Genomic DNA, 22,722 nt, shown 5'->3' on the forward strand with positions numbered 1-22,722 from the left:
CTAGTTATCTTTCGCGCTGTTCCATCTTGCGCATAAATTCATCCAATTTTTGCTGTATCACTTCCTCATTGTCTTTATTTCCGGGGAATGTCCAGTCAATGATTACCAAAAGACTTTGATTATCAACAAAATTCTCTTTCAAAACTTTATCCTTATCCACCTCCATCAAAAAGCTTTCCTTCTCATCAGAAGTAAGTTCACCAGCAAAATATTTATTTAAAGACTCCTTCATTCTTCGTTCCTTTTTTTATCAAAGGACGATTATATCAATAAATACCCCTAAAAAGCATCTACAAATTAGTTAAACGTTTATGCAGCCAAACGCATATTCAACATTACACGCAACTTTTTAAGCGCTATTCCCATCTGACATTCCACTGTATTAACCGAAATCCCCAACCGCTCGGAAATTTCCCGGTATTTCAGCCCCTCCATACGACTCAATAAAAATATAGCACGACACTTTTTAGGCAAACTATTAATTGCTTCCCGGACTAGCTTTTCCATTTCATTTCCCTCATAGATATCCAATACATCAAAGCGATCCAAAGATTGCATTTTCAAATTCAACTCGACTTCGAAAGAAGCTTGTACATTCTCAACGTATTTCTGTTCGAACACTTTATGCTTTAGATAATCCAGACATCTATTTCTTACTAGCCTAAAAAGATAAGCATTTATATTCTCAATATGATCCATAGACTCTCTTTTTTCCCAAAGATCTGCAAAAACATCTTGTGTTATGTTTTCAGCATCCTCTTCCGACATCACAAATTCTTTTGCAAACCGAACTAGTTTGGGATAATAAATAAGATACAATTCTGAAAAACTCATAGTTGTGTGTTTCTTTAAATTAGTATTCAGTTATCAAAAATCTTGTGATGCAAATATAGAGATGAAAAAAGCCTACTTCTTAGTGGAAGTAGGCAGGAAAGTAAACGTTTTACAGTTCAATTATTATATATACATTTAATAATCAATAGTTTACAATAATACTATTTTTTAGTTTTGGTAAACTGAATAGAATCATTTTTGAGACAAAGAACCAAGTTTTTTTACCTCTTCTTCAAAGATATTACTATCAAGAGTGGACATTCTCTTCACTTTACTCTTATAATTATAAATTGTCTGCACAGAATAATGCAAAAATACAGCGATCTGTCCAACATCGGTAATTCCTAATCGAATCAATGCAAATATGCGTAATTCTGTATTCAGTTGATCTTTTTCCAGTTTATAGCGTTCCTCCGATTTCAACAAAGCATTGAACTCTTCCACAAAGTTAGGATACAATTTAAGGAACGCTTTATCAAAGTTCTGATAAAGCCCTTCAAGTTCTTTTTCAAAAGGACGGGAGGATGATTTATATAGATCATCAATCTGTCCGGTTTTGATTTTCCTGTTTACATTCTTTCTGTACTCATCGAGTTTATTAATATAAACGGCACATTGATTCATAAAATACCCCACATACTTTTCCTTAATCAAATTAGCTTCGTCGAGATTCTTATTCAGCCCGACCAGTTCCTCATTCATAGCTTTAAGATGCCGTTTAGCCTGGGATACAATTTTGGTTTGTTTATATGTAAAATACAGGGTAATAGCAAGTGCTACCACAAACAAGCTAGTCAGAAATATATAAAAACGAAGGTTCTGTTTTTGTTTTTCCAACCGGATCAAGTACGTATTTTCAATAATCGGATGGATGCGGGCAATAACTGTATTCTTAAAACGGGAGTTATAAAAGATGGCATCATCCAACGCTACTTTTATATAATTATAAGCCCTGTCTATATCTCCTTTATGATATAAATGAACTGCCAATGTCAATAATGCCTCATTCTCTTTGACTGCCAATTTTGTATCTGTCATAGCAGCCAGCATTAGAAACTTTTCTTCCAGTGCATAATTCCCAATCAACCGATAAGCCTTGGCAAGTCCCATAGCCATCATAGCATAGCCATGAGATGCCGGCTCTTGTTTATCATATATCTCTGTCAAAATCAGAAGAGCCTCTTTTACACTACCCTTATCTTGAAGCTTCACAGCTTTTTCTTTTCTATATTCATCCGACTGGTCAAATAAGATGCTCATCACAGTATCCCGATAAGCCTCTTTTTCCGATACATACTCGTTTGAAAACCGTACATCGTCCGTGTATTTAATGAGATTTTCATAATAACGTATACGATTCCAGCAATACAAAGCTTTCAAATGATCGGGTAAATCCGCACATTTTATCGACTTAAAAATATCATTTGCTTGAATAAACAAACCGGATAAGGAATAGACAAAAGCCAACCGGAGCTGCCCTTCCAAAAGATATTCTTTATTACCGATCGTTTTTGCTATATCAATATTCTCATGAATATATTGTTCTGCCGAATCACAGACAAAGGTTTCATATTGATGGATAATCTCTTTATTTAAATTATATGTATCCTCCAAAGAATTAAGGCCGACCTTCTTTTTCTTTAATTCTTTTATGGTAGCTTCTTTTTTCCGGGTGTATATCAAACGTTCAGAAATCACTTTATCCAACACCTTCAACAAAGAATCATTCTCACTATCTGCATAGAGGTAAAACAAGGAGTTTAGAAGGAAAAATATAAACCAAAGTGTGCGTTTCATAATCATGTATTCTTTCTTAATCTGCAAAAAAATGTATTTTCTTTGTGTTATTCGCCAAAAAGAGCGTAAATCATTCTTTTTATTGCATCTTTTAACAAATGAGGATGGAGAAATTATCCCATTCTAAATGATATTTGTGAAACCATGCTGACTAAAAAATGAATCTAAAAGATATGGAGTTAAAAAAAGCTTTTTTGCCATACGGACTTTGCAAAAAGTATAAATATTAGTTCTATATTTGCAGCCGTTAAAAGAGAAAGATGAAACAAAACTTAAAATTCGGACTACTTTTAGTGTTGGCTTTGCTCATCCATTGCGCAACTAACAGAGCAATGGAAGATATGTGCAAAGTTTCCTCCCCGACTTATCGGCAGGAGAAATGCTATGTATCACAAGATCGTCCGATTCAGGATGCTTTGGAACGTCTTTATAATCTTTATACGACTCAAACCTGTGATATGAGTCATACAGATGTCGCACATGTTCCGACAGATAAAAGCATGTTCTTGTTAATCGCTTATTTTTGTGATCATTACAAACATCAAGGTCCACCTTACCCTGTCTCATCCCATTCTCCTACATATTATTACGATCCTATCTCCTATTATATATATGGGTTGAGAAAGATTGTCATTTAGCCTACAGTACGGTAGACTCTTTTGCTCGTCATTTATTACAGTTGGTTTTATTCTCCATAGGGCGAATAGACTAATTGCTTATTTCTATATAATATTCAATCTAAACAGCTATTGAATTATGAATTTTACATTTTTAGTTGTTGTTTTGCTGACAGCGCTTGCTTTTGTCGGTGTAGTAATAGCCCTCTCGCGTGCTATCTCTCCCCGTTCATACAACCTGCAAAAGTTTGAGGCTTATGAATGTGGTATACCGACACGTGGTAAATCATGGATGCAGTTCCGTGTAGGATACTATCTGTTTGCCATTCTATTTTTGATGTTCGATGTCGAAACAGCTTTTCTGTTTCCGTGGGCGGTAGTTATGCGTGACATGGGACCACAGGGACTTATTAGTGTTCTCTTCTTCTTTATTATTTTAGTTCTGGGTCTTGCTTATGCCTGGAGGAAAGGAGCTTTGGAGTGGAAATAACCAAAAAACCAAAAATAAAATCTATTCCGTATGATGAGTTTATCGACAATGAATCATTGGAAAAGTTGGTCAAAGAACTTAATGCAGGAGGAGCCAATGTTGCCCTCGGAGTACTTGACGATTTTATCAACTGGGGGCGCAGCAATTCGCTGTGGCCGCTTACCTTTGCAACCAGTTGTTGTGGTATCGAATTTATGGCACTGGGTGCCGCGCGTTATGACATGGCCCGCTTTGGGTTTGAGGTAGCACGTGCCAGCCCGCGTCAGGCTGATATGATTATGGTATGCGGAACAATCACCAATAAAATGGCTCCGGTACTGAAACGACTTTACGACCAGATGCCCGATCCGAAGTATGTGGTTGCCGTAGGCGGATGCGCTGTCAGCGGAGGTCCTTTCAAGAAGTCCTATCACGTAGTAAACGGGGTGGACAAGATTCTTCCGGTAGATGTATATATTCCCGGATGCCCGCCACGTCCTGAAGCATTCTATTATGGCATGATGCAATTGCAACGCAAAGTAAAAATAGAAAAGTTCTTTGGTGGAGTAAACAGAAAAGAGAAGAAACCGGATTATTTAAGAAATGAAGAATGATGAATGATGAATGAAGAATTCGCATGCAACATCCCGGCAGATTTTTCATTCTTAATTTTTCATTCTTAATTTAATTTGATTTATGCAAGAAATACAATTTATAGCTCCTGCAGCGTTACACGACGAGATGCTGCGCTTGCGAAATGAAAAACAGATGGACTTTCTCGAAAGCCTCACCGGTATGGACTGGGGAGTAGCCGATGAGAAAGACGCTCCGGAAAAGCTCCGCGGCTTAGGCGTAGTCTACCATCTGGAATCTACCATTACAGGCGAACGGATAGCACTAAAAACAGCGACAACCAACCGCGAGCTACCGGAAATTCCGTCTGTCAGCGACATCTGGAAGATAGCCGACTTCTACGAACGTGAAGTTTTTGATTTTTATGGCATCACCTTTGTCGGTCATCCTGATATGCGCCGGCTCTACCTGCGTAACGATTGGATCGGTTATCCAATGCGTAAAGATAACGATCCGGAAAAGGATAACCCACTGTGCATGACCAATGAAGAGACGTTTGATACGACTCAAGAAATAGAACTGAACCCGGATGGAACCATCAAGAACAAAGAGACGAAACTGTTCGGCGAAGAAGAATATGTAGTCAACATCGGTCCGCAACACCCTGCTACCCATGGTGTAATGCGCTTCCGTGTTTCTCTGGAAGGTGAAATTATTCGTAAGATTGATGCGAACTGCGGGTATATCCACCGAGGCATCGAGAAAATGAATGAAAGCCTCACTTATCCTCAAACATTGGCTTTGACAGACCGTCTGGACTATTTGGGCGCGCATCAGAACCGCCATGCATTGTGTATGTGCATTGAAAAAGCCATGGGCATTGAGGTCAGTGAACGCGTACAGTACATCCGTACCATAATGGACGAGTTGCAACGTATCGATTCTCACTTGCTGTTCTACTCTTGTCTTGCTATGGACTTAGGAGCGTTGACAGCATTCTTTTATGGATTCCGTGACCGCGAGAAAATTCTCGATATCTTTGAAGAAACTTGCGGCGGACGTCTGATTATGAACTACAATACGATTGGCGGTGTACAGGCTGATCTTCATCCTAACTTCGTCAAACGAGTAAAAGAGTTCATTCCATATATGAGAGGAATTATCCACGAATATCATGATATATTCACGGGTAACATCATCGCACAAAGCCGTATGAAAGGCGTCGGTGTGTTAAGCCGTGAAGATGCCATCTCTTTCGGTTGTACCGGAGGTACAGGCCGTGCATCAGGATGGGCGTGTGACGTACGTAAACGAATGCCATACGGTGTATATGACAAAGTCGATTTCAAAGAAATCGTTTATACGGAAGGCGACTGCTTTGCCCGTTACCTGGTGCGTATGGATGAGATCATGGAAAGTCTGAACATCATTGAGCAATTAATAGACAATATTCCCGAGGGACCTTATCAGGAGAAGATGAAACCTATCATCCGTGTTCCGGAAGGCAGTTACTATGCAGCAGTAGAAGGAAGTCGTGGTGAATTTGGTGTCTTCCTGGAAAGTCAGGGTGACAAAACGCCTTACCGCCTGCACTACCGTGCTACGGGATTGCCGCTTGTTGCTGCAATTGACACCATTTGCCGGGGCACAAAGATTGCCGACTTAATTGCTATTGGCGGAACAATAGATTATGTCGTTCCGGATATTGACAGATAATACTTAATTATTAAAAATATATGTTCGACTTTAGTATAGTAACAAACTGGATACATGAGCTACTGCTCTCCATTATGCCGGAGGGATTAGCCATCTTTATAGAATGTGTAGCTGTCGGCGTGTGCCTCGTAGCACTGTATGCCATCCTGGCTATCATATTGATCTACATGGAGCGTAAGGTCTGCGGTTTCTTCCAGTGTCGTCTTGGACCGAATCGTGTTGGTAAATGGGGGTCTATCCAAGTGGTCTGCGACGTGCTCAAAATGCTGACCAAAGAAATCTTCATGCCGAAGGGTGCCGACCATTTCCTTTACAATCTTGCTCCATTCATGGTGATTATCGCTTCATTCCTGACTTTCGCTTGTATTCCTTTTAATAAAGGTGCGGCGATTCTGGACTTTAATGTGGGCGTGTTCTTCCTGTTGGCAGCTTCCAGCATTGGAGTTGTCGGTATCTTGCTGGCCGGTTGGGGTAGTAACAACAAATTCTCTTTGATCGGTGCCATGCGAAGCGGTGCACAGATTATCAGTTATGAACTTTCTGTTGGTATGAGTATCATGACAATGGTAGTGCTGACGGGAACCATGCAATTTTCTGAAATCGTAGAAGGACAAGCTGATGGTTGGTTCATCTTCAAGGGACATATTCCTGCGGTCATTGCTTTCATCATCTATCTGATTGCCGGAAATGCAGAATGTAACCGTGGCCCGTTCGACCTTCCCGAAGCGGAAAGTGAGCTGACAGCCGGATATCATACTGAATACTCCGGTATGGGTTTCGGTTTCTTCTATCTGGCAGAATACTTGAATCTGTTTATCGTAGCCAGTGTTGCCGCCACTATCTTCCTGGGAGGATGGATGCCGCTGCACATTGTTGGTTTGGATGGATTTAACACTGTAATGGATTATATTCCGGGCTTTATCTGGTTCTTCGCCAAAGCATTCTTTGTGGTATTCCTTTTGATGTGGATCAAATGGACTTTCCCACGCTTGCGTATCGACCAGATCTTGAATCTGGAATGGAAATACCTGGTTCCAATTTCTATGGTAAATCTATTATTAATGGCATGCTGCGTAGCTTTCGGCTTCCACTTTTGATAAATGAAAATTATGGAATATAAAGATAAAAAATATACGTACTTAGGTGGTCTGGTGCATGGCATCAGTACACTGGCAACGGGTATGAAAACCAGCATCAAGGTATACTTCCGTAAGAAAGTGACCGAGCAATACCCCGAAAACCGGAAAGAGCTGAAAATGTTCGACCGTTTCCGTGGTACGCTGAATATGCCCCACAATGAGAATAATGAACATCGCTGTGTAGCTTGCGGACTGTGCCAAATGGCTTGTCCGAACGATACAATCAAAGTGACCAGCGAAACCGTCGAAACAGAAGATGGAAAAAAGAAGAAAATCCTGGCAACCTATGAATATGATTTGGGTGCCTGTATGTTCTGCCAGCTCTGTGTCAATGCTTGTCCGCACGATGCCATCACATTCGACCAGAACTTCGAACATGCAGTCTTCGACCGGACGAAACTTGTCCTGAAGTTGAACCACGACGGTAGTAAAGTAATAGAAAAGAAAAAAGAAGTTTAGATATGGGATCAACACTTGAAACAGTAGTATTCTACTTTTTGGCAGCATTTATTATTGCTATGTCCATCATGACGGTGACTACCCAACGTATCGTACGCTCGGCCACCTACCTGCTCTTCGTGCTCTTCGGCACGGCCGGCATCTATTTTTTGCTGGGTTACACCTTTCTGGGGTCCGTTCAGATTATGGTTTATGCCGGTGGTATTGTCGTTCTTTATGTATTCTCCATCCTGCTGACCAGCGGAGAAGGCGACCGGGCCGAGAAAGCAAAACGAAGTAAAGTCTTAGCCGGACTCTTCACTATGATTGCCGGTTTGGCCATTATCCTGTTTATCACACTGAAGCACGATTTCATGCAGACAGCTAATTTAGCCCCGCAAGAAATTAGCATTCATGCTATCGGGAACGCTTTATTAAGTAGTGACAAATACGGTTATGTATTGCCTTTCGAAGCTGTCAGCATATTATTGCTGGCGTGTATCATCGGTGGCATCATGATTGCACGTAAGAGATAGGAATTTTAAGTATTAACTATCAAAATAGAGTTCGAATATGATACACATGGAATATTACCTGGTAGTTTCTACCATCATGATGTTTGCAGGAATCTATGGATTCTTTACCCGCCGAAACACACTGGCTATCCTGATTTCTGTAGAGTTAATGCTGAATGCTACGGACATCAACTTCGCCGTATTCAATCGTTTCCTTTTTCCGGGGGGAATGGAGGGTTATTTCTTTGCACTCTTTTCCATCGCCATCTCGGCTGCGGAAACTGCAATAGCTATCGCCATCATGATTAACATTTATCGTAATCTTCGAAGCATTCAGGTGCGCAACCTGGACGAGTTGAAGTGGTGATTTGTTTCATTCCCAGGAACAAGGTGTTTCATCCCTTGAAACACTTCGTTTCACACCGAGAAACAAAGTGTTTCTCACCGAGGAACAACTAGTTTCACACCGGGAAACCAAACAGAAGGTCCGAGTATAGTGATTATCAGCTATAAGACCAAAAATTAATAATAATAACTCAAGTAATTAAATAAAACTGTATGGAACTAACAATTCTAATACTCCTTCTTCCTTTCTTCTCCTTTCTCATATTGGGAATCGGAGGTAAATGGATGTCCCACCGGACAGCGGGTACAATCGGTACGCTGATACTGGGAGCAGTAGCAGTACTATCCTACGTTACAGCTATCCAATATTTCTCCGCTCCACGACTGGAAGACGGAACATTCGCCACACTGATGCCTTACAACTTCACGTGGCTTCCTTTTACAGAGACTTTACACTTCGATTTGGGCATCTTGCTCGATCCTATATCGGTAATGATGTTGATCGTCATCTCTACAGTGTCACTGATGGTACATATCTACTCTTTCGGTTACATGAAAGGAGAAGTCGGTTTTCAACGCTATTACGCTTTCCTATCCCTGTTTACCATGTCTATGCTGGGATTGGTCGTTGCAACCAACATCTTCCAGATGTACCTTTTTTGGGAGCTGGTGGGGGTAAGTTCTTACCTGCTAATCGGTTTTTATTATACAAAACCGGCTGCCATTGCTGCTTCCAAGAAAGCGTTTATTGTTACTCGCTTTGCTGACTTGGGCTTCCTGATCGGTATCCTGATTTACGGATATTACGGTGGTACATTCGGCTTCACTCCGGATACAGTATCCTTGATAAGCGGTGGAGCTTCTATGCTTCCGTTGGCTCTCGGACTGATGTTTGTCGGTGGTGCCGGTAAAAGTGCCATGTTCCCGTTGCATATCTGGTTGCCGGATGCAATGGAAGGTCCTACTCCGGTCAGCGCATTGATTCATGCGGCTACCATGGTAGTTGCCGGTGTATATCTGGTGGCACGTATGTTCCCACTTTTCATTACATACGCACCGAATACGCTGCACATGGTTGCTTGGGTAGGTGCATTTACAGCATTCTACGCGGCAAGTGTGGCTTGCGTACAATCAGACATCAAACGTGTACTGGCTTTCTCTACCATTTCACAGATTGGCTTCATGATGGTAGCTCTGGGTGTTTGTACTTCCATGAATCCGCACGAAGGAGGTTTGGGCTACATGGCTTCCATGTTCCACCTTTTCACACATGCCATGTTTAAGGCATTACTCTTCCTCGGTGCAGGTAGCATTATCCATGCCGTACATTCTAATGAAATGTCCGCTATGGGAGGTTTACGCAAATATATGCCGATCACTCACTGGACATTCCTGATTGCTTGTCTGGCTATTGCCGGTATTCCTCCGTTCTCGGGCTTCTTCTCGAAGGATGAAATTCTGGCTGCTTGTTTCCAATACAGCCCTGTAATGGGATGGGTGATGACAGTCATCGCTGCAATGACAGCTTTCTATATGTTCCGCCTTTACTACGGTATTTTTTGGGGGAGCGAGCCGCCCCGGGCAGGTTCCCATTCGGAACATAACACGCCGCACGGAAACTTGGAAGCGGCACCTTGCCGCCCACATGAGAGTCCGTTGGCTATGACTTTCCCGCTGATGTTCCTGGCAGTTGTAACTTGTGGAGCAGGATTTATTCCTTTCGGACACTTCATCAGTTCGAATGGTGAATCTTATTCTATCCATCTCGATCCGTCAGTAGCTATTACGAGCGTTGTTATTGCGATTATTTCGATTGCAATCGCTACATGGATGTACAAGAATGCCAAACAGCCTGTTGCTGATTCGTTGGCAAAACGATTCAAAGGTCTGCACAAGGCAGCCTATAATCGCTTCTATATTGATGATATCTACCAGTTTATTACGCATAAGATTATCTTCCGCTGCATCTCTACTCCTATCGCATGGTTCGACCGTCATGTAGTGGATGGATTCTTTGACTTCCTGGCATGGGCTACCAACACAACAAGCGACGAGATTCGTGGTTTGCAGAGCGGTCAGGTACAACAATATGCGTATGTGTTCCTTTGCGGTGCATTGGCACTTATCCTACTGCTGATTCTCTAAATAGTAAATAGTAAATCTTTAAATAGTAAATCATAAAGATGAATTTCTTATCCATATTCGTACTTATCCCCTTATTGATGCTGGCCGGACTTTGGGCAGCACGAGGAATCAAAGCCATCCGGGGGGTTATGGTTACTGGCGCATCGGCACTTCTGATTGCCTCCGTCGTACTTACATTCCTGTATCTGGGAGAGCGTAGCGCCGGAAACACGGCAGAAATGCTTTTCCGTGCAGATATGCTTTGGTATGCCCCGCTTCACATATCCTATTCAGTAGGTGTTGACGGAATTTCGGTAGCCATGTTGTTATTGTCTGCTGTCATCGTATTCACCGGTACATTCGCTTCCTGGCGCCTGCAACCGCTGACGAAAGAATATTTCCTCTGGTTCACCCTGTTGTCTATGGGAGTATTCGGATTCTTTATATCCGTCGATTTGTTCACCATGTTCATGTTCTACGAAATTGCGTTGATACCGATGTACTTGCTGATTGGTGTATGGGGATCAGGACGTAAAGAATATGCAGCCATGAAACTGACTCTTATGTTGATGGGCGGTTCCGCTTTCCTATTGATCGGTATTCTCGGAATCTATTTCGGTTCGGGAGCAACCACCATGAACCTCCTCGAAATTGCACAGTTGCACAACATACCTTTTGCACAGCAATGCATCTGGTTCCCGCTGACTTTCCTCGGCTTCGGTGTATTGGGCGCCCTTTTCCCGTTCCACACATGGAGCCCTGACGGTCACGCTTCCGCCCCGACTGCCGTATCCATGCTTCATGCCGGAGTATTGATGAAACTGGGAGGTTACGGATGTTTCCGTATCGCCATGTATCTGATGCCGGAAGCAGCCAACGAACTTTCCTGGATATTCCTGATACTGACAGGTATCTCTGTCGTTTACGGAGCCTTCTCCGCTTGTGTACAGACCGACTTGAAATATATCAATGCTTATTCATCCGTATCACACTGCGGACTGGTTCTTTTCGCCATTCTGATGCTAAACCAGACAGCAGCAACAGGAGCAATCCTTCAGATGCTTTCGCACGGATTGATGACAGCCTTGTTCTTTGCTCTGATCGGTATGATATATGGACGTACACACACACGTGACGTTCGCGAACTTGCCGGTTTAATGAAAATTATGCCGTTCCTTAGTGTATGTTATGTGATTGCCGGTCTTGCCAACCTCGGTCTGCCGGGATTAAGCGGTTTCATTGCTGAAATGACCATCTTCGTCGGCTCTTTCCAGAACAACGACGTATTTCACCGTACACTGACCATCATCGCCTGCTCTTCGATTGTGATTACCGCAGTCTACATCCTGCGCCTGGTAGGTAAGATCCTGTACGGAACCTGCACCAACAAACATCACCTCGAACTGACCGACGCAACGTGGGACGAACGTGTAGCCGTTATCTGCCTCATCGTTTGCGTTGCCGGACTAGGTATGGCTCCTTTCTGGGTTAGCCACATGATTGGTGAAAGCGTATTACCGGTTGTCTCACAACTAATCCCCTAACTCATAAATCATAATTCTTAATTCATAAATAAACAAGATGGATTATTCACAATTTCTAAATATGCGAGAAGAGCTGTCGCTCATAGCTGTCTTACTGCTGCTATTTCTAGCTGACCTCTTCATGAGTCCGGATGCACACAAAAATAGTGGGAAAGCACGCCTGAACACCATGTTGCCCGTTATTCTGATGGCTATCCATACGGCTATCAACCTGATTCCGGGAACTGCTGCCGATGCATTCGGTGGTATGTATCACTATGTACCGATGCACACAGTTGTTAAATCGATCCTGAACGTCGGTACACTGATTGTTTTCCTGATGGCACACGAGTGGATGAAAAGAGAAGACACTTCATTCAAACAAGGAGAATTCTATGTGCTTACACTCTCTACCTTGTTTGGTATGTATCTCATGATTTCCGCCGGCCATTTCCTGATGTTCTTCATCGGGCTCGAAACAGCTTCTATTCCGATGGCAGCATTGATTGCCTTCGATAAATACCGTCACAACTCTGCCGAAGCAGGTGCCAAATACATTCTGACAGCTCTTTTCTCCAGTGCATTGCTGTTATTTGGTCTGTCCATGATCTATGGTTCTGCCGGGACTCTTTATTTCGATGACCTCCCTGCCCATATCGACGGAAATCCGTTACAGATCATGGCATTTATATTCTTCTTCACAGGAATGGCATTCAAGTTGTCACTGGTTCCGTTCCACTTATGGACAGCAGACGTTTACGAAGGCGCTCCGAGTACAGTTACCGCTTATTTGAGTGTTATATCAAAAGGATCGGCTGCATTTGTATTATTGGCCGTCCTTATCAAAGTATTCGCTCCAATGATTAATGACTGGCAGGAAGTACTTTATTGGGTAACCATCGCTTCTATCACTATTGCCAATATATTTGCTGTCCGTCAGCAAAACCTGAAACGTTTGATGGCGTTCTCCAGTATTTCGCAAGCGGGATATATTATGTTAGGCGTTATCGGAGGCACAGCACAAGGCATGACAGCATTGGTATATTATGTATTAGTGTATGCTGCCGCCAACCTCGGAGTATTTGCCGTTATCACTATCGTGGCATTACGCAGTCAGAAATTCACGCTCGAAGATTACGCAGGACTTTATAAAACGAATCCCAAAATCGCTCTTTTGATGACTCTGTCTCTGTTCTCATTGGCAGGCATCCCTCCGTTTGCCGGATTCTTCTCTAAGTTTTTTATCTTCATGGCTGCTTTCGATGCAGGTTTCCACTTGCTGGTATTCATCGCATTGGTAAATACAGTGATTTCGTTGTATTACTATCTATTGATTGTAAAAGCAATGTACATCACTCCTTCCGACAACCCGATTCCTACTTTCCGCAGCGATCGTTGCACAAAATGGGGACTAGCACTTTGCACATTGGGTATCATCGGACTGGGTATTGCAAGTATCGTATATCAATCTATCGATAAACTGTCGTTCGGAATTTAAACGGACTACACCTTTTCACCAAAGAAACGGTCTTGGTTTCATGTCAGTATCAATCGACATCAAAACCAAGACCGTTTCTTCTATATAAAAGCCGCTTTTATTAATGAGGAAGGAAGATATTCACCTGCCTTATTACCACTCTACCGGGCACAGTTCATCTCTTCCGTCACGATCACTCCGGGAATAGTAAACCAAAACCTTGATCCTTTTCCTTTTTCAGAATCAACGCCAATCCGCCCACCTAATTGTTCAACGATGCTCTGACAGATAGAAAGTCCCAATCCTGTACCGTGTACAAAAGAATTAAGCTTCACAAAACGCTCAAAGATATGTGGCAACTGCTCTTTTTCAATACCGATGCCTGTATCTTCAACATAGAATTCCAATTCGCCATCTTTTAGTTTATATCCCACATGAATACTACCTTCAGAGGTAAACTTCATTGCATTGTTAACAAAGTTAGAGATCACCTGATGTATACGGTTACGGTCACTAATGACATGACAAACCGGAAGATGATCATCAAACACCAGTTCCACCTCTTCTTTCGCTTTCATCCCCATAGAGCGGACAATATCCTCACATAACAGATTTACATCTACATCTCCGTTAGTAAACTCAAATGTACCCGCTTCAATCTTTGACAAATCGAGTATATCTGAAATTAATTGCAACAAAAGTTCATTATTCTCACGTACAATCTTAATATACTCCTGACGTTCTGCCAGCTCTTCAGTTTCTACCAGCAAATCGGAGAAACCGACAATGGCATTCAGCGGCGTACGGATTTCATGACTCATATTGGCAAGGAAAGCACTTTTCAAACGATCCATCATCTCTGCTTTATCACGTGCCTGAATCAATTCGGCTTCAGTCTCCTTCAATTCTGTAATGTCATAATTGATACCGATGATTTCTATTTCATTTTCTTCCGGTTTATAATTGGTGACCATCACATTACTGCTGACCCAATTCCATTCGTTCTTCGTTCCGGGACGACGAATACGCATCTCCCCTTGGAAATGCCTCCTTTTTCCGTCTCTGACTCCATCATAAAAATCAAGGAAACGCTTACGGTCTTCGGGATGCATTTGGCTATAAACTGCTACCACCTCACTCAAAGGAATATCTTCCTCCTCACCTAAATTCTTATACCACTGTTTTATAGCATAACCTTTGCGGTTCAAGAGATTCAATTTAGCATATCCTACTTTTGCATAATCGGATATCATCAAGAAGAAATTCTCAAAATCACGAATACGGTTCATTGCATCAATACGCTCCGTATTGTCAATGCTTATTAAAATATATCCGCTGAAGTTGCCCTCATTATCATATAGTTTACTAACCTTCGAATATAGTTCTATCACATTAGAACGGCTTGTCTCATAATATCCTCCTGCTTGCTCAAAAGAATAATTAAGTCTGAAATCTACTAAATCTTCATTCCGTACACGATCACGTATGTTCTGCGGCACATTCGGATTATCAAAGAAGTTAACTCCGATCACATCCGACTTATTCACTACACCGAATATCTCCAAATCCTTATTATTCAGGTCTATCAAATAGCCATCCTTATCGTAGATCTCTACTCCTGCCGGAATATTAGCAAATATGTTCTGAAAGAGCTTCTCGCTACGGTCCAATGCCCGGTTAGCTTGTACCGATCCTGTAGAATCGAGGAACAAACCGACTATTTCATCTTTTCCGGGAGAATAAATAACCCAATGCGTATACCGTTCCGTTCTTGGAAAATATTCATCTTTCTCCCTATAAGAATTACTATCCAGTATCTCTTCCAGAAAATTAAGTTTTTGGAGATAGTCAGGATGCTTTTCAGATGCCAAAGAACCAATATACGACTCCAAAGGAAGCCCGAAAAAGGTTGAACTGACCTCATTCGCATCCGTCACCCGATAATCGCAAGGTTTATTATTCTCGTCACGGATAATGGACATACGTATATATCCCATCGGCATAAAATGAAACAGATTATTTAGGAAAGTCTGTTCACGGATTACCTTGTCCTTAGTTTTACGCAACTCGATACAGATATTTATAATATTTCCCAATGAGGAGAACCATTGAAAATCTTCATTACTCCAGTCATGGTAGGTCTCAACCAAATCAATCCCCATATATCCCCAAACGCGGTCGCCTGTCATCAAAGGAGTCACCATTAACGATTTGATTCCCTGAACTACAAGAATCTGATATTCATCAGGAGCCTCTTCTAATAACTGCTCCAGTGTATTTAAAATAATCGGCTTGCCCGATAATATCTGTTCACTCCACCATTTTGACTCACTGGCAGGCATGTCCTGCAGATTGTCTATCTCTGCCGATACTCCTTCAGAAACAACTTCGTAGATACAACTATGATGGGCATAAATTTCATCGTATTCAAAAATATAAACACGACCTTTTCCATTATAAAGATTCAGAATATCTCTTAAAATATCTGCGATACAAGATTCTACTGCCTCATCACGTAGGAAACGAAGCAACGATTGCGAAACAAAATTCTGACGACAAAGCAAATCATTCACACGCCTTAATGCATCCCTTTGATCTTCCTCCTTGGGAGCCTCAACGCGCTGGATTATTCCGAAGGACTTATCACCTCCATCAACACCCGTACCCTTCTCACGAAAAGCCAGACGGGTATGCAGCCAAACCTCACCATATTTTGAATGAATCGGGAAAGTTTGTTCGTAAAAGTCCTTATGGATAGAAGAATTTGCCCGGAACTCCTGAGCAATCTGCTTGCGATAATCTTCACGTATCAGGTTTAGAAAATCCGAAGTAGAGATGGTGTCGCCGTCCAATCCCAAAAGATCAGAAAGATAATCGGAACATAAATAACATCCTGCCGTTAAATCTACTTCCCACCATCCGATTTGTGCAAGAGAAGCCATTTTTTTGTATCGCTCGTTGTCTGTTTGCATATTTTGTATCGTTGTAAAATAATAGGTTGACAAATATACGAAAAAGGTAATCACTGATACCATAAAGGAGCAAATAAAAAAGCTAAAAGAAGATTACGAAAACAAATAAATAGAATATGGGAGAATCTGTTTGTTACAAATTCTCCCATACCTCCTATTAAAAAAGATACACTTTGCTACTCTATATCTTATTTATAAGGAAGAGAAATTATATCCGCTCCAAGTGAACAGGGATGCATCTGCACCTGTATTCGTAGTTGGCTCGGTAAATGTATTCAATGTACCGTTCAGCTTATTCTTAAAGTTCAATGTATGGGTGATGCTGATGCTGGAAGCAGCATTTCCTGTACCTTTATTGTCATTCATATCAATCAAATCGATTGTACCGCCTGAACCTTTGACAAGGGCATTGGTGATCGTAGCTTTTGCTCCACGACGGATTTTAATCACATCTTGCATACGGTCTACATTATCCGTTGTATTGGCAGCATTATTTACGATTGTCATATTTTCAACCACAAAGTCCGACTGACGTAAATGATCCGGATAAATGCCATCCAAGTTACCATCTGCTTCAATGCCGCGCGGATCTGCTTCCGTACTGGTATAACCGCTTTCCCAAACACCATAGCAGTTTTTCAATTTACCGGAATATCCTTGAGTGAAGTCGAACATGTCATCATCCGGGTTCACAGCCAATAGGTTGGTTACATTCACCGTACCGCCAAAGAATTCGACGGCATCATCCGCACTCTCAAGAATGTAGATATTCTCGATCTTGGTACCGTTTCCAACACCGTTCAGTGTCAATCCGTTGTGCTCGATATCGGCAGTAGAGCGGGCACCGGCATAGCAGATTTTCACATAAGTCAGTGAACCGGAATTGTCATTATCGACATTACCACCGTATTTATAGTTGTTGTCGATTTCCGTCAGACCTGTATCACTCTTATTGGCGTTCGAACCGGAAATCGGAGCTTTACCATTGATAATGATTCCTCCCCAATAGCCGGATGTAGGGGTTGTTGAATTGGCAGTGAAAACAATCGGTTTATCAGCTGTACCGTCAGCATAAAGTTTACCGCCCTGTGCTACCAGCAGATAACTGCTGAAACCTTCGCGAGCCTTAATCGTTGTTCCGGCAGGGATATTCAGACGGCCTCCATTTTCAATGACTACCGTTCCGTTCAGAATATATTCCTTAGCTTCCAGTGTCTGTTCTCCGGTCAGCGTGCCGGACAGGATATTTTCGCCCACAACAATAGAACTACCGGTCCCACCGTTGTTTCCACCATCTCCGTTACCATCACCGTCCCCGTCACTATCACTGCTACATGCAGTCAATGTAAGTGCTGTTGCCATAACGGCAAACGTCATAAAGTTCACAAACAATCTTTTCATTTTGCTTTCATTATTAGTTAATAATCTTATTTCATCACCCGGCTTAGAATGTACACGACACTCCCAGGCTTATATTTATTCCTTTCTTATAATCATTCAGTATCACCTTTTCCCCGTTTTCGTTCGCTTTGCGGCTTAACTTATAAGAGGGATTCAGCAGGTTGCGGGCTTTCAGGTTAAGGGAAAGATGCTTGTTCAGTTTGGCTTGGGACACAAAATCCAGTATCAGTACTCCCTGCTCCATCACATCCTGATAACCCTGCGTGCCAATGGTATATATCTTATCACTCACATAATTAAGTACCAATGTATTGACAAAACTGCGTTCTCCTTTCGTGAAGTTATGCGAGAGATCGAAATTGACAATCCACGGTGCAGCTCCTTCCAGTTGCGAGCCAGTGGTAACCGTTGCCAAAGGCATTTTTGCATTCGTGTAGATATAAGAGCCATTCAATCCCAAAGAGAGTTTATTCATTCCGTGCGCAGCATTACTCACCGGACGGACAAACAGATTCTTACGTATTTCTATCTCCACTCCTGCCACGGTTGCCTTATCCGCTATATTCTCATAAGAAAGATAACCTCCGGCACTTGCCACTTCGATGCGGGATATCGGATTCTTAATCAATTTATAGAAAGCTGTGAGAGAAATCAACTCGGTCGGAGTGGGATTAAAGTCCCACTTCAGATCAAGGTTATAATGATCCGAAGGTTTCAGATTGGGATTCCCCTGACTGTTGAAGTTCACGCCGACATAACGGTAAGGAGATATTTCCTTTGCCTGCGGAAGCGTATATGTTTTACTAGCTCCCAGACGAAGCGAGTTTTTATCATTCAGATTGTATTTGAGATTCAAGCTGGGCAGGAAATAATCTTTTTGGATGGTATTGTTTCCTTTAGAACCTCCACGATTCACATTGTAATCCACTTCAATATCTACCTTGTCGTATTTCATTCCCAGATTCACAATCCAACGGGGAGTAAACTGGTAGGTAGCCTCGGCATAAGCGGAATGGATATTCTTTTTCACGGTATATTCATCTAAGTTCTTTTGTATCTTGAACCAGTCGGAAGCAAAGTTTTCCTGATTATAATAATCGTCAAGCGAGAAGTCGTCCAAAGAAGGGATGGTAGAAACATGTCCTACGGTCAGGTTATACTCCGTAGCTTTGAAGTTATCATCTACGAATCGGCCTGTATATCCGAAACGGATATTCGAAATTTCGTCTATATTATCTTTCAGACGATAGACCAAGCCTGCTTTTACATTCAAGTCGTCTTCATCTAAAGTTGAGAAATAGCGCTGTTGTGAGTTGCCCCTTAGCAACGTATAGCCGTCTTCCGCTTTAGTCAGGTTATTGATACGACGATCCGGTTCATACCCTTTCACCATATTATAGGAAGCACCTGCATCGAGACTTAATGATTTGGTCAATCCCCAGTTAGTCATCAGTTGATTAACGATCAGCATATTATCATTCGTTTGTTGGCGACGGGTGAATCCGAGGTTTTCATAGTCGTCACTAAAAATCGAGTTCTTACCGTTGTAATCGCCCACCGACTGGGTATTGGCATGAATCATCATCAAATTATAACTGATGTGATGACGATTCTGCATATCGAAATCCACATTGGCAAGTGCCAGCTGACTGATATTCTCCGCATACTTCTTTCCATTCATATCTTTGTAGACCGTACCGCCGGTAGTTGTATTACGTATGATTTCATCCGTATACTGATAGTCCGTCGTATGTCCGGCAGTCAGGAAGAAAGAAAGTGGATTTTTGTCTTTTCCGACATAGAATCGTTTACCTCCGGAAATACTGTAACTCCGGTTGATTTGCAAATGTTGAGCGGAAGGGTCTAACTTATTTCTGAAGTTCCATGAGTTTTCATCGGCAGGTTCGGTGCGATTAGCAAAGCCCATGAAGTTCACTCCATCCTGTTTCAGAAAATCGGCTGCTACCGTTTGTGTATTCAAGCCACCGGAAATGCCGAATCCCAGATTACCGCTACCAATGAGTTCTTTGGATACGATATCAATGGTTGCCCCTCCGACATCGCTGCTGCCTCCCGCGTTGAATGCTTTATTTACGCCTACGGACTGAATAATGTCCGTACCGAAGAAATCAAGAGAGATATTCTTATATTCCGGGTCTTCGGAAGGAAGAGCAAATCCATTAAAAGTAGTTGCATTGTACCGGTCTCCCAATCCACGGACAAAGACATTTTTCACTCCGTCTTGTTTAGACACTCCGGCAACTTTCGTCACAGCACCTTCTGCATCCGAAACACCCTTGCGGGAAAGCTCCCTGACACCAACAGATTGTACGGCAATGACTGCTTTTTGCTGTTCGAGCAACAGCATATTCTCATTTTCCCTATTCTTCTTAGCTACAACCACCACATCGGCAAGTTCCTGTGCATCGGTTTCCAACTCCAGATTCAGTATCACCTGTTTTCCATTCTCCACACGCACTTTATGGCGCACTTCTGTTTTGTAGCCTACATATTTAATCTCAATATCATACATACCTTCCAGAATGCCCATACTGTTCAATTCGAAATTGCCCTCCATATCGGTCACTGCTCCGGCTTGAGTTCCGAGCAAACGTATCGTAGCTCCTATCAAAGGTTCCTTGGATAGTTTGTCTTTCACAGCTCCTTTAATCTTGATATTAGCAGCCAATGCAGGAAGTACACACAACAGGCAAAAGAAGGCTACCACTGAAAATCGGATAAGAAATAGTTTTTTCATCTAACTTTGCTCTACGTTTTAATTACGTCGGCAAAGATAGAGGGTGAGCATTACAACTATAAGACGAAATAAATACAATCTATTGAAAGAGTCATTGCAAGATGATGACAAGATGTTACAAACGTATTATCAATCAGTTACGCTATAACTTTAACCTGTTTATAAGCAAATTTAAGACCAGAACTTCACTCTTTTATCTCTCATTATGCATAAAATTAATCGTCTGATAGTTGTGAGAAGGTGAAAATTCTGGCTGATAGTGTATTTCTACCCGCTTGTCGTCAAAGATATGTTTCATCGCTTTTCAATGCATTACGCAAAGAAACACCGATAGCTCCTTTCCCACTAAGTATATATCCAACGTTGGACTTTCTTAAAAAAAGAACAGGCATAATTGACTTGAAACTAAATATCATTATCTTTGTGTATGTTTCACGCTAAAAACAAATATGCGTCATGGAAGAGAATTTCAGAAGATATCCGATAGGAATACAGAACTTTGAAGATTTACGCAATAATGATTGTGTCTATGTTGATAAAACGGAATTGATTTATCGTTTGACTCATACAAATAAAGTCTATTTTCTAAGTCGTCCCCGACGCTTTGGGAAAAGTTTGCTGGTTTCTACACTAGAGGCTTATTTCCTGGGAAAAAAAGAACTGTTTCAGGGCTTGGCTATGGAGACTCTGGAAAAGGATTGGACGGTTTATCCGGTATTACACTTTGATTTTAGTGTGAGTAAATATATAACCGCTGATATGCTGTCAGCCGTTATTAACCGCCAATTGCTTTTATGGGAGAAAATTTATCAACGGGAAGAAGGAGAAACGACTTTCAGTTTACGTTTTGAAGGAATTATTCGTCGTGCTTACAAACAGACGGGTAAACAGGTGGTGGTATTAATAGATGAGTATGACTCACCAATGCTGGACAGCAATCATAATGATGAAGTTCAAAAGGAAATACGTAATATCATGCGGGATTTCTTTAGTCCACTGAAAGCCCAGGGACAGTATCTTCGTTTCTTATTATTGACAGGTATCAGCAAATTCAGCCAAATGAGTATCTTCAGCGAGTTGAATAACTTGCAGAATATCAGCATGAGGGATGATTACAGTGCTATCTGCGGCATCACCGAACAAGAACTGCGCACGCAATTGCAAATTGATATTGAACAAATGGCCCAAGCCAACAAGGAAACATACGAGGAAGCCTGTGTACATTTGAAACAACAATATGACGGTTATCATTTCAGTAAGAATTGTGTAGACATTTATAACCCATTTAGTTTATTCAATGCATTTGCGCAAAAGAGTTATGAGAATTTTTGGTTTTCGACCGGTACTCCCACTTTCCTGATAGATATTCTGCAAGAAAGCGATTTTGATATCCGGGAACTGGATAACACGACCGCCACCGCCGAACAGTTTGATGCACCTAGCAATAGAATCACCGATCCTCTTCCGGTGCTCTACCAAAGCGGTTATCTCACAATTAAGGGATATGATCCGGATTTCCAACTGTATACACTGGCTTATCCCAACAAAGAAGTAAGAAAAGGATTTATCGAATCGCTGATGCCCGCTTATGTGCATCTGCCTGCACGAGAGAATACATTTTATGTAGTGTCCTTTATTAAAGACTTGCGTATCGGTCATTTAGAGGAATGTCTGGAAAGACTGAAATCTTTCTTTGCGTCTATCCCGAATAAACTGAACAACAAGGAAGAGAAACATTACCAAACTATCTTTTATCTGTTTTTCCGGCTGATGGGACAGTATATAGATGTGGAAGTGGATACAGCCATCGGAAGAGCAGACGCGGTTGTGAAACTTCAAGATACCATCTATGTTTTTGAATTTAAAGTAAATGGTACACCCGAAGAAGCATTAGCGCAGATTAACAGCAAGGGGTATGCTATTCCGTATCAGGCGGATCACAGGAAAATAGTTAAAGTAGGTGTAAACTTTGACAGTGCCACACGAACGATTGGTGAGTGGAAGATAGAACTCGGGAGTTAATC

The 22,722-nt window shown here is 41.8% G+C and carries 18 protein-coding genes; 12 read left to right on the plus strand and 6 right to left on the minus strand.

What is annotated here, in order from left to right; translation table 11 throughout:
* Nucleotides 1-4: 4 nt before the first annotated feature.
* The 3 genes from KFO40_RS08095 to KFO40_RS08105 all read right to left on the minus strand — a co-directional run bounded on the left by KFO40_RS08095 (nt 5) and on the right by KFO40_RS08105 (nt 2,631).
* A complete protein-coding gene (locus KFO40_RS08095; RefSeq protein WP_015532360.1) occupies nt 5-232 on the minus strand; it encodes a hypothetical protein in 228 nt (75 codons plus the stop codon).
* A 77-nt stretch (nt 233-309) separates the two neighbouring features.
* Nucleotides 310-834, minus strand: coding sequence for an RNA polymerase sigma-70 factor (locus KFO40_RS08100; RefSeq protein ID WP_015532359.1), 525 nt, complete (start codon nt 832-834; stop codon nt 310-312).
* Nucleotides 835-1,026: 192 nt separating this feature from the next.
* Nucleotides 1,027-2,631, minus strand: a complete 1,605-nt coding sequence (locus KFO40_RS08105) for a DUF6377 domain-containing protein (protein WP_178286492.1) — start codon at nt 2,629-2,631, stop codon at nt 1,027-1,029.
* 260 nt (nt 2,632-2,891) lie between these two features.
* Here KFO40_RS08105 and KFO40_RS08110 point away from each other — a divergent pair, with 260 nt between their 5' ends.
* The 11 genes from KFO40_RS08110 (at nt 2,892) to KFO40_RS08160 (ending at nt 13,588) form a co-directional block, all read left to right on the plus strand.
* Complete coding sequence (locus KFO40_RS08110) at nt 2,892-3,269, plus strand: hypothetical protein (RefSeq protein WP_178286494.1); 378 nt, start codon at nt 2,892-2,894, stop codon at nt 3,267-3,269.
* 118 nt (nt 3,270-3,387) lie between these two features.
* Nucleotides 3,388-3,738 carry an NADH-quinone oxidoreductase subunit A gene (locus KFO40_RS08115; protein WP_004312114.1) on the plus strand — a complete coding sequence of 117 codons (351 nt, stop codon included), beginning with the start codon at nt 3,388-3,390 and terminating at the stop codon, nt 3,736-3,738.
* Nucleotides 3,729-4,331 carry an NADH-quinone oxidoreductase subunit B gene (locus KFO40_RS08120; RefSeq protein ID WP_004312113.1) on the plus strand — a complete coding sequence of 201 codons (603 nt, stop codon included), beginning with the start codon at nt 3,729-3,731 and terminating at the stop codon, nt 4,329-4,331. Before KFO40_RS08115 ends, KFO40_RS08120 begins: the two co-directional genes overlap by 10 nt.
* A gap of 82 nt (nt 4,332-4,413) precedes the next feature.
* The gene (locus KFO40_RS08125) at nt 4,414-6,006 is read left to right on the plus strand and encodes an NADH-quinone oxidoreductase subunit D (RefSeq protein WP_004312112.1); all 1,593 of its coding nucleotides are present in this window, start codon (nt 4,414-4,416) and stop codon (nt 6,004-6,006) included.
* 20 nt (nt 6,007-6,026) lie between these two features.
* Nucleotides 6,027-7,103: an NADH-quinone oxidoreductase subunit NuoH gene (gene nuoH, locus KFO40_RS08130; RefSeq protein ID WP_004315645.1), complete on the plus strand. Its 1,077-nt coding sequence runs from the start codon at nt 6,027-6,029 to the stop codon at nt 7,101-7,103.
* 12 nt (nt 7,104-7,115) lie between these two features.
* A complete protein-coding gene (locus KFO40_RS08135) occupies nt 7,116-7,604 on the plus strand; it encodes a 4Fe-4S binding protein (protein WP_004305338.1) in 489 nt (162 codons plus the stop codon).
* Nucleotides 7,605-7,606: 2 nt separating this feature from the next.
* Nucleotides 7,607-8,119 carry an NADH-quinone oxidoreductase subunit J gene (locus tag KFO40_RS08140; protein WP_004312110.1) on the plus strand — a complete coding sequence of 171 codons (513 nt, stop codon included), beginning with the start codon at nt 7,607-7,609 and terminating at the stop codon, nt 8,117-8,119.
* A 37-nt stretch (nt 8,120-8,156) separates the two neighbouring features.
* Nucleotides 8,157-8,465, plus strand: a complete 309-nt coding sequence (gene nuoK / locus KFO40_RS08145) for an NADH-quinone oxidoreductase subunit NuoK (RefSeq protein ID WP_004312109.1) — start codon at nt 8,157-8,159, stop codon at nt 8,463-8,465.
* Nucleotides 8,466-8,656: 191 nt separating this feature from the next.
* The gene (gene nuoL / locus KFO40_RS08150; RefSeq protein ID WP_004312108.1) at nt 8,657-10,588 is read left to right on the plus strand and encodes an NADH-quinone oxidoreductase subunit L; all 1,932 of its coding nucleotides are present in this window, start codon (nt 8,657-8,659) and stop codon (nt 10,586-10,588) included.
* A 38-nt stretch (nt 10,589-10,626) separates the two neighbouring features.
* Nucleotides 10,627-12,111 (plus strand): NuoM family protein, encoded by a 1,485-nt coding sequence (locus KFO40_RS08155; protein ID WP_128859034.1) that lies wholly within the window; start codon nt 10,627-10,629, stop codon nt 12,109-12,111.
* Nucleotides 12,112-12,148: 37 nt separating this feature from the next.
* The gene (locus tag KFO40_RS08160) at nt 12,149-13,588 is read left to right on the plus strand and encodes an NADH-quinone oxidoreductase subunit N (protein ID WP_008020687.1); all 1,440 of its coding nucleotides are present in this window, start codon (nt 12,149-12,151) and stop codon (nt 13,586-13,588) included.
* Between the two features lie 140 nt (nt 13,589-13,728).
* On the opposite strand, the gene KFO40_RS08165 is transcribed toward KFO40_RS08160, so the two are convergent.
* The 3 genes from KFO40_RS08165 to KFO40_RS08175 all read right to left on the minus strand — a co-directional run bounded on the left by KFO40_RS08165 (nt 13,729) and on the right by KFO40_RS08175 (nt 20,698).
* Entirely contained in the window at nt 13,729-16,539 is a 2,811-nt protein-coding gene (locus KFO40_RS08165) for an ATP-binding protein (RefSeq protein WP_009039048.1), read from the minus strand.
* Nucleotides 16,540-16,731: 192 nt separating this feature from the next.
* The gene (locus KFO40_RS08170) at nt 16,732-17,940 is read right to left on the minus strand and encodes a hypothetical protein (protein WP_009039047.1); all 1,209 of its coding nucleotides are present in this window, start codon (nt 17,938-17,940) and stop codon (nt 16,732-16,734) included.
* Nucleotides 17,941-17,983: 43 nt separating this feature from the next.
* The gene (locus KFO40_RS08175) at nt 17,984-20,698 is read right to left on the minus strand and encodes a TonB-dependent receptor (protein ID WP_211146247.1); all 2,715 of its coding nucleotides are present in this window, start codon (nt 20,696-20,698) and stop codon (nt 17,984-17,986) included.
* Between the two features lie 456 nt (nt 20,699-21,154).
* Here KFO40_RS08175 and KFO40_RS08180 point away from each other — a divergent pair, with 456 nt between their 5' ends.
* Nucleotides 21,155-22,720, plus strand: a complete 1,566-nt coding sequence (locus KFO40_RS08180) for an ATP-binding protein (RefSeq protein ID WP_004315640.1) — start codon at nt 21,155-21,157, stop codon at nt 22,718-22,720.
* Nucleotides 22,721-22,722 lie beyond the last annotated feature (2 nt).

The sequence above is a fragment of the Bacteroides sp. 1001302B_160321_D4 genome, from assembly GCF_015667765.1.
GTDB classification, from domain to species: domain Bacteria; phylum Bacteroidota; class Bacteroidia; order Bacteroidales; family Bacteroidaceae; genus Bacteroides; species Bacteroides xylanisolvens.

Coding starts and splice junctions, on each gene's coding strand:
- KFO40_RS08095 (WP_015532360.1), bottom strand. CDS start 232: ATGAAGGAGTCTTTAAATAAATATTTTGCTGGTGAACTTACTTCTGAT.
- KFO40_RS08100 (WP_015532359.1), bottom strand. CDS start 834: ATGAGTTTTTCAGAATTGTATCTTATTTATTATCCCAAACTAGTTCGG.
- KFO40_RS08105 (WP_178286492.1), bottom strand. CDS start 2,631: ATGAAACGCACACTTTGGTTTATATTTTTCCTTCTAAACTCCTTGTTT.
- KFO40_RS08110 (WP_178286494.1), top strand. CDS start 2,892: ATGAAACAAAACTTAAAATTCGGACTACTTTTAGTGTTGGCTTTGCTC.
- KFO40_RS08115 (WP_004312114.1), top strand. CDS start 3,388: ATGAATTTTACATTTTTAGTTGTTGTTTTGCTGACAGCGCTTGCTTTT.
- KFO40_RS08125 (WP_004312112.1), top strand. CDS start 4,414: ATGCAAGAAATACAATTTATAGCTCCTGCAGCGTTACACGACGAGATG.
- nuoH (WP_004315645.1), top strand. CDS start 6,027: ATGTTCGACTTTAGTATAGTAACAAACTGGATACATGAGCTACTGCTC.
- KFO40_RS08135 (WP_004305338.1), top strand. CDS start 7,116: ATGGAATATAAAGATAAAAAATATACGTACTTAGGTGGTCTGGTGCAT.
- KFO40_RS08140 (WP_004312110.1), top strand. CDS start 7,607: ATGGGATCAACACTTGAAACAGTAGTATTCTACTTTTTGGCAGCATTT.
- nuoK (WP_004312109.1), top strand. CDS start 8,157: ATGATACACATGGAATATTACCTGGTAGTTTCTACCATCATGATGTTT.
- nuoL (WP_004312108.1), top strand. CDS start 8,657: ATGGAACTAACAATTCTAATACTCCTTCTTCCTTTCTTCTCCTTTCTC.
- KFO40_RS08155 (WP_128859034.1), top strand. CDS start 10,627: ATGAATTTCTTATCCATATTCGTACTTATCCCCTTATTGATGCTGGCC.
- KFO40_RS08160 (WP_008020687.1), top strand. CDS start 12,149: ATGGATTATTCACAATTTCTAAATATGCGAGAAGAGCTGTCGCTCATA.
- KFO40_RS08165 (WP_009039048.1), bottom strand. CDS start 16,539: ATGCAAACAGACAACGAGCGATACAAAAAAATGGCTTCTCTTGCACAA.
- KFO40_RS08170 (WP_009039047.1), bottom strand. CDS start 17,940: ATGAAAAGATTGTTTGTGAACTTTATGACGTTTGCCGTTATGGCAACA.
- KFO40_RS08175 (WP_211146247.1), bottom strand. CDS start 20,698: ATGAAAAAACTATTTCTTATCCGATTTTCAGTGGTAGCCTTCTTTTGC.
- KFO40_RS08180 (WP_004315640.1), top strand. CDS start 21,155: ATGGAAGAGAATTTCAGAAGATATCCGATAGGAATACAGAACTTTGAA.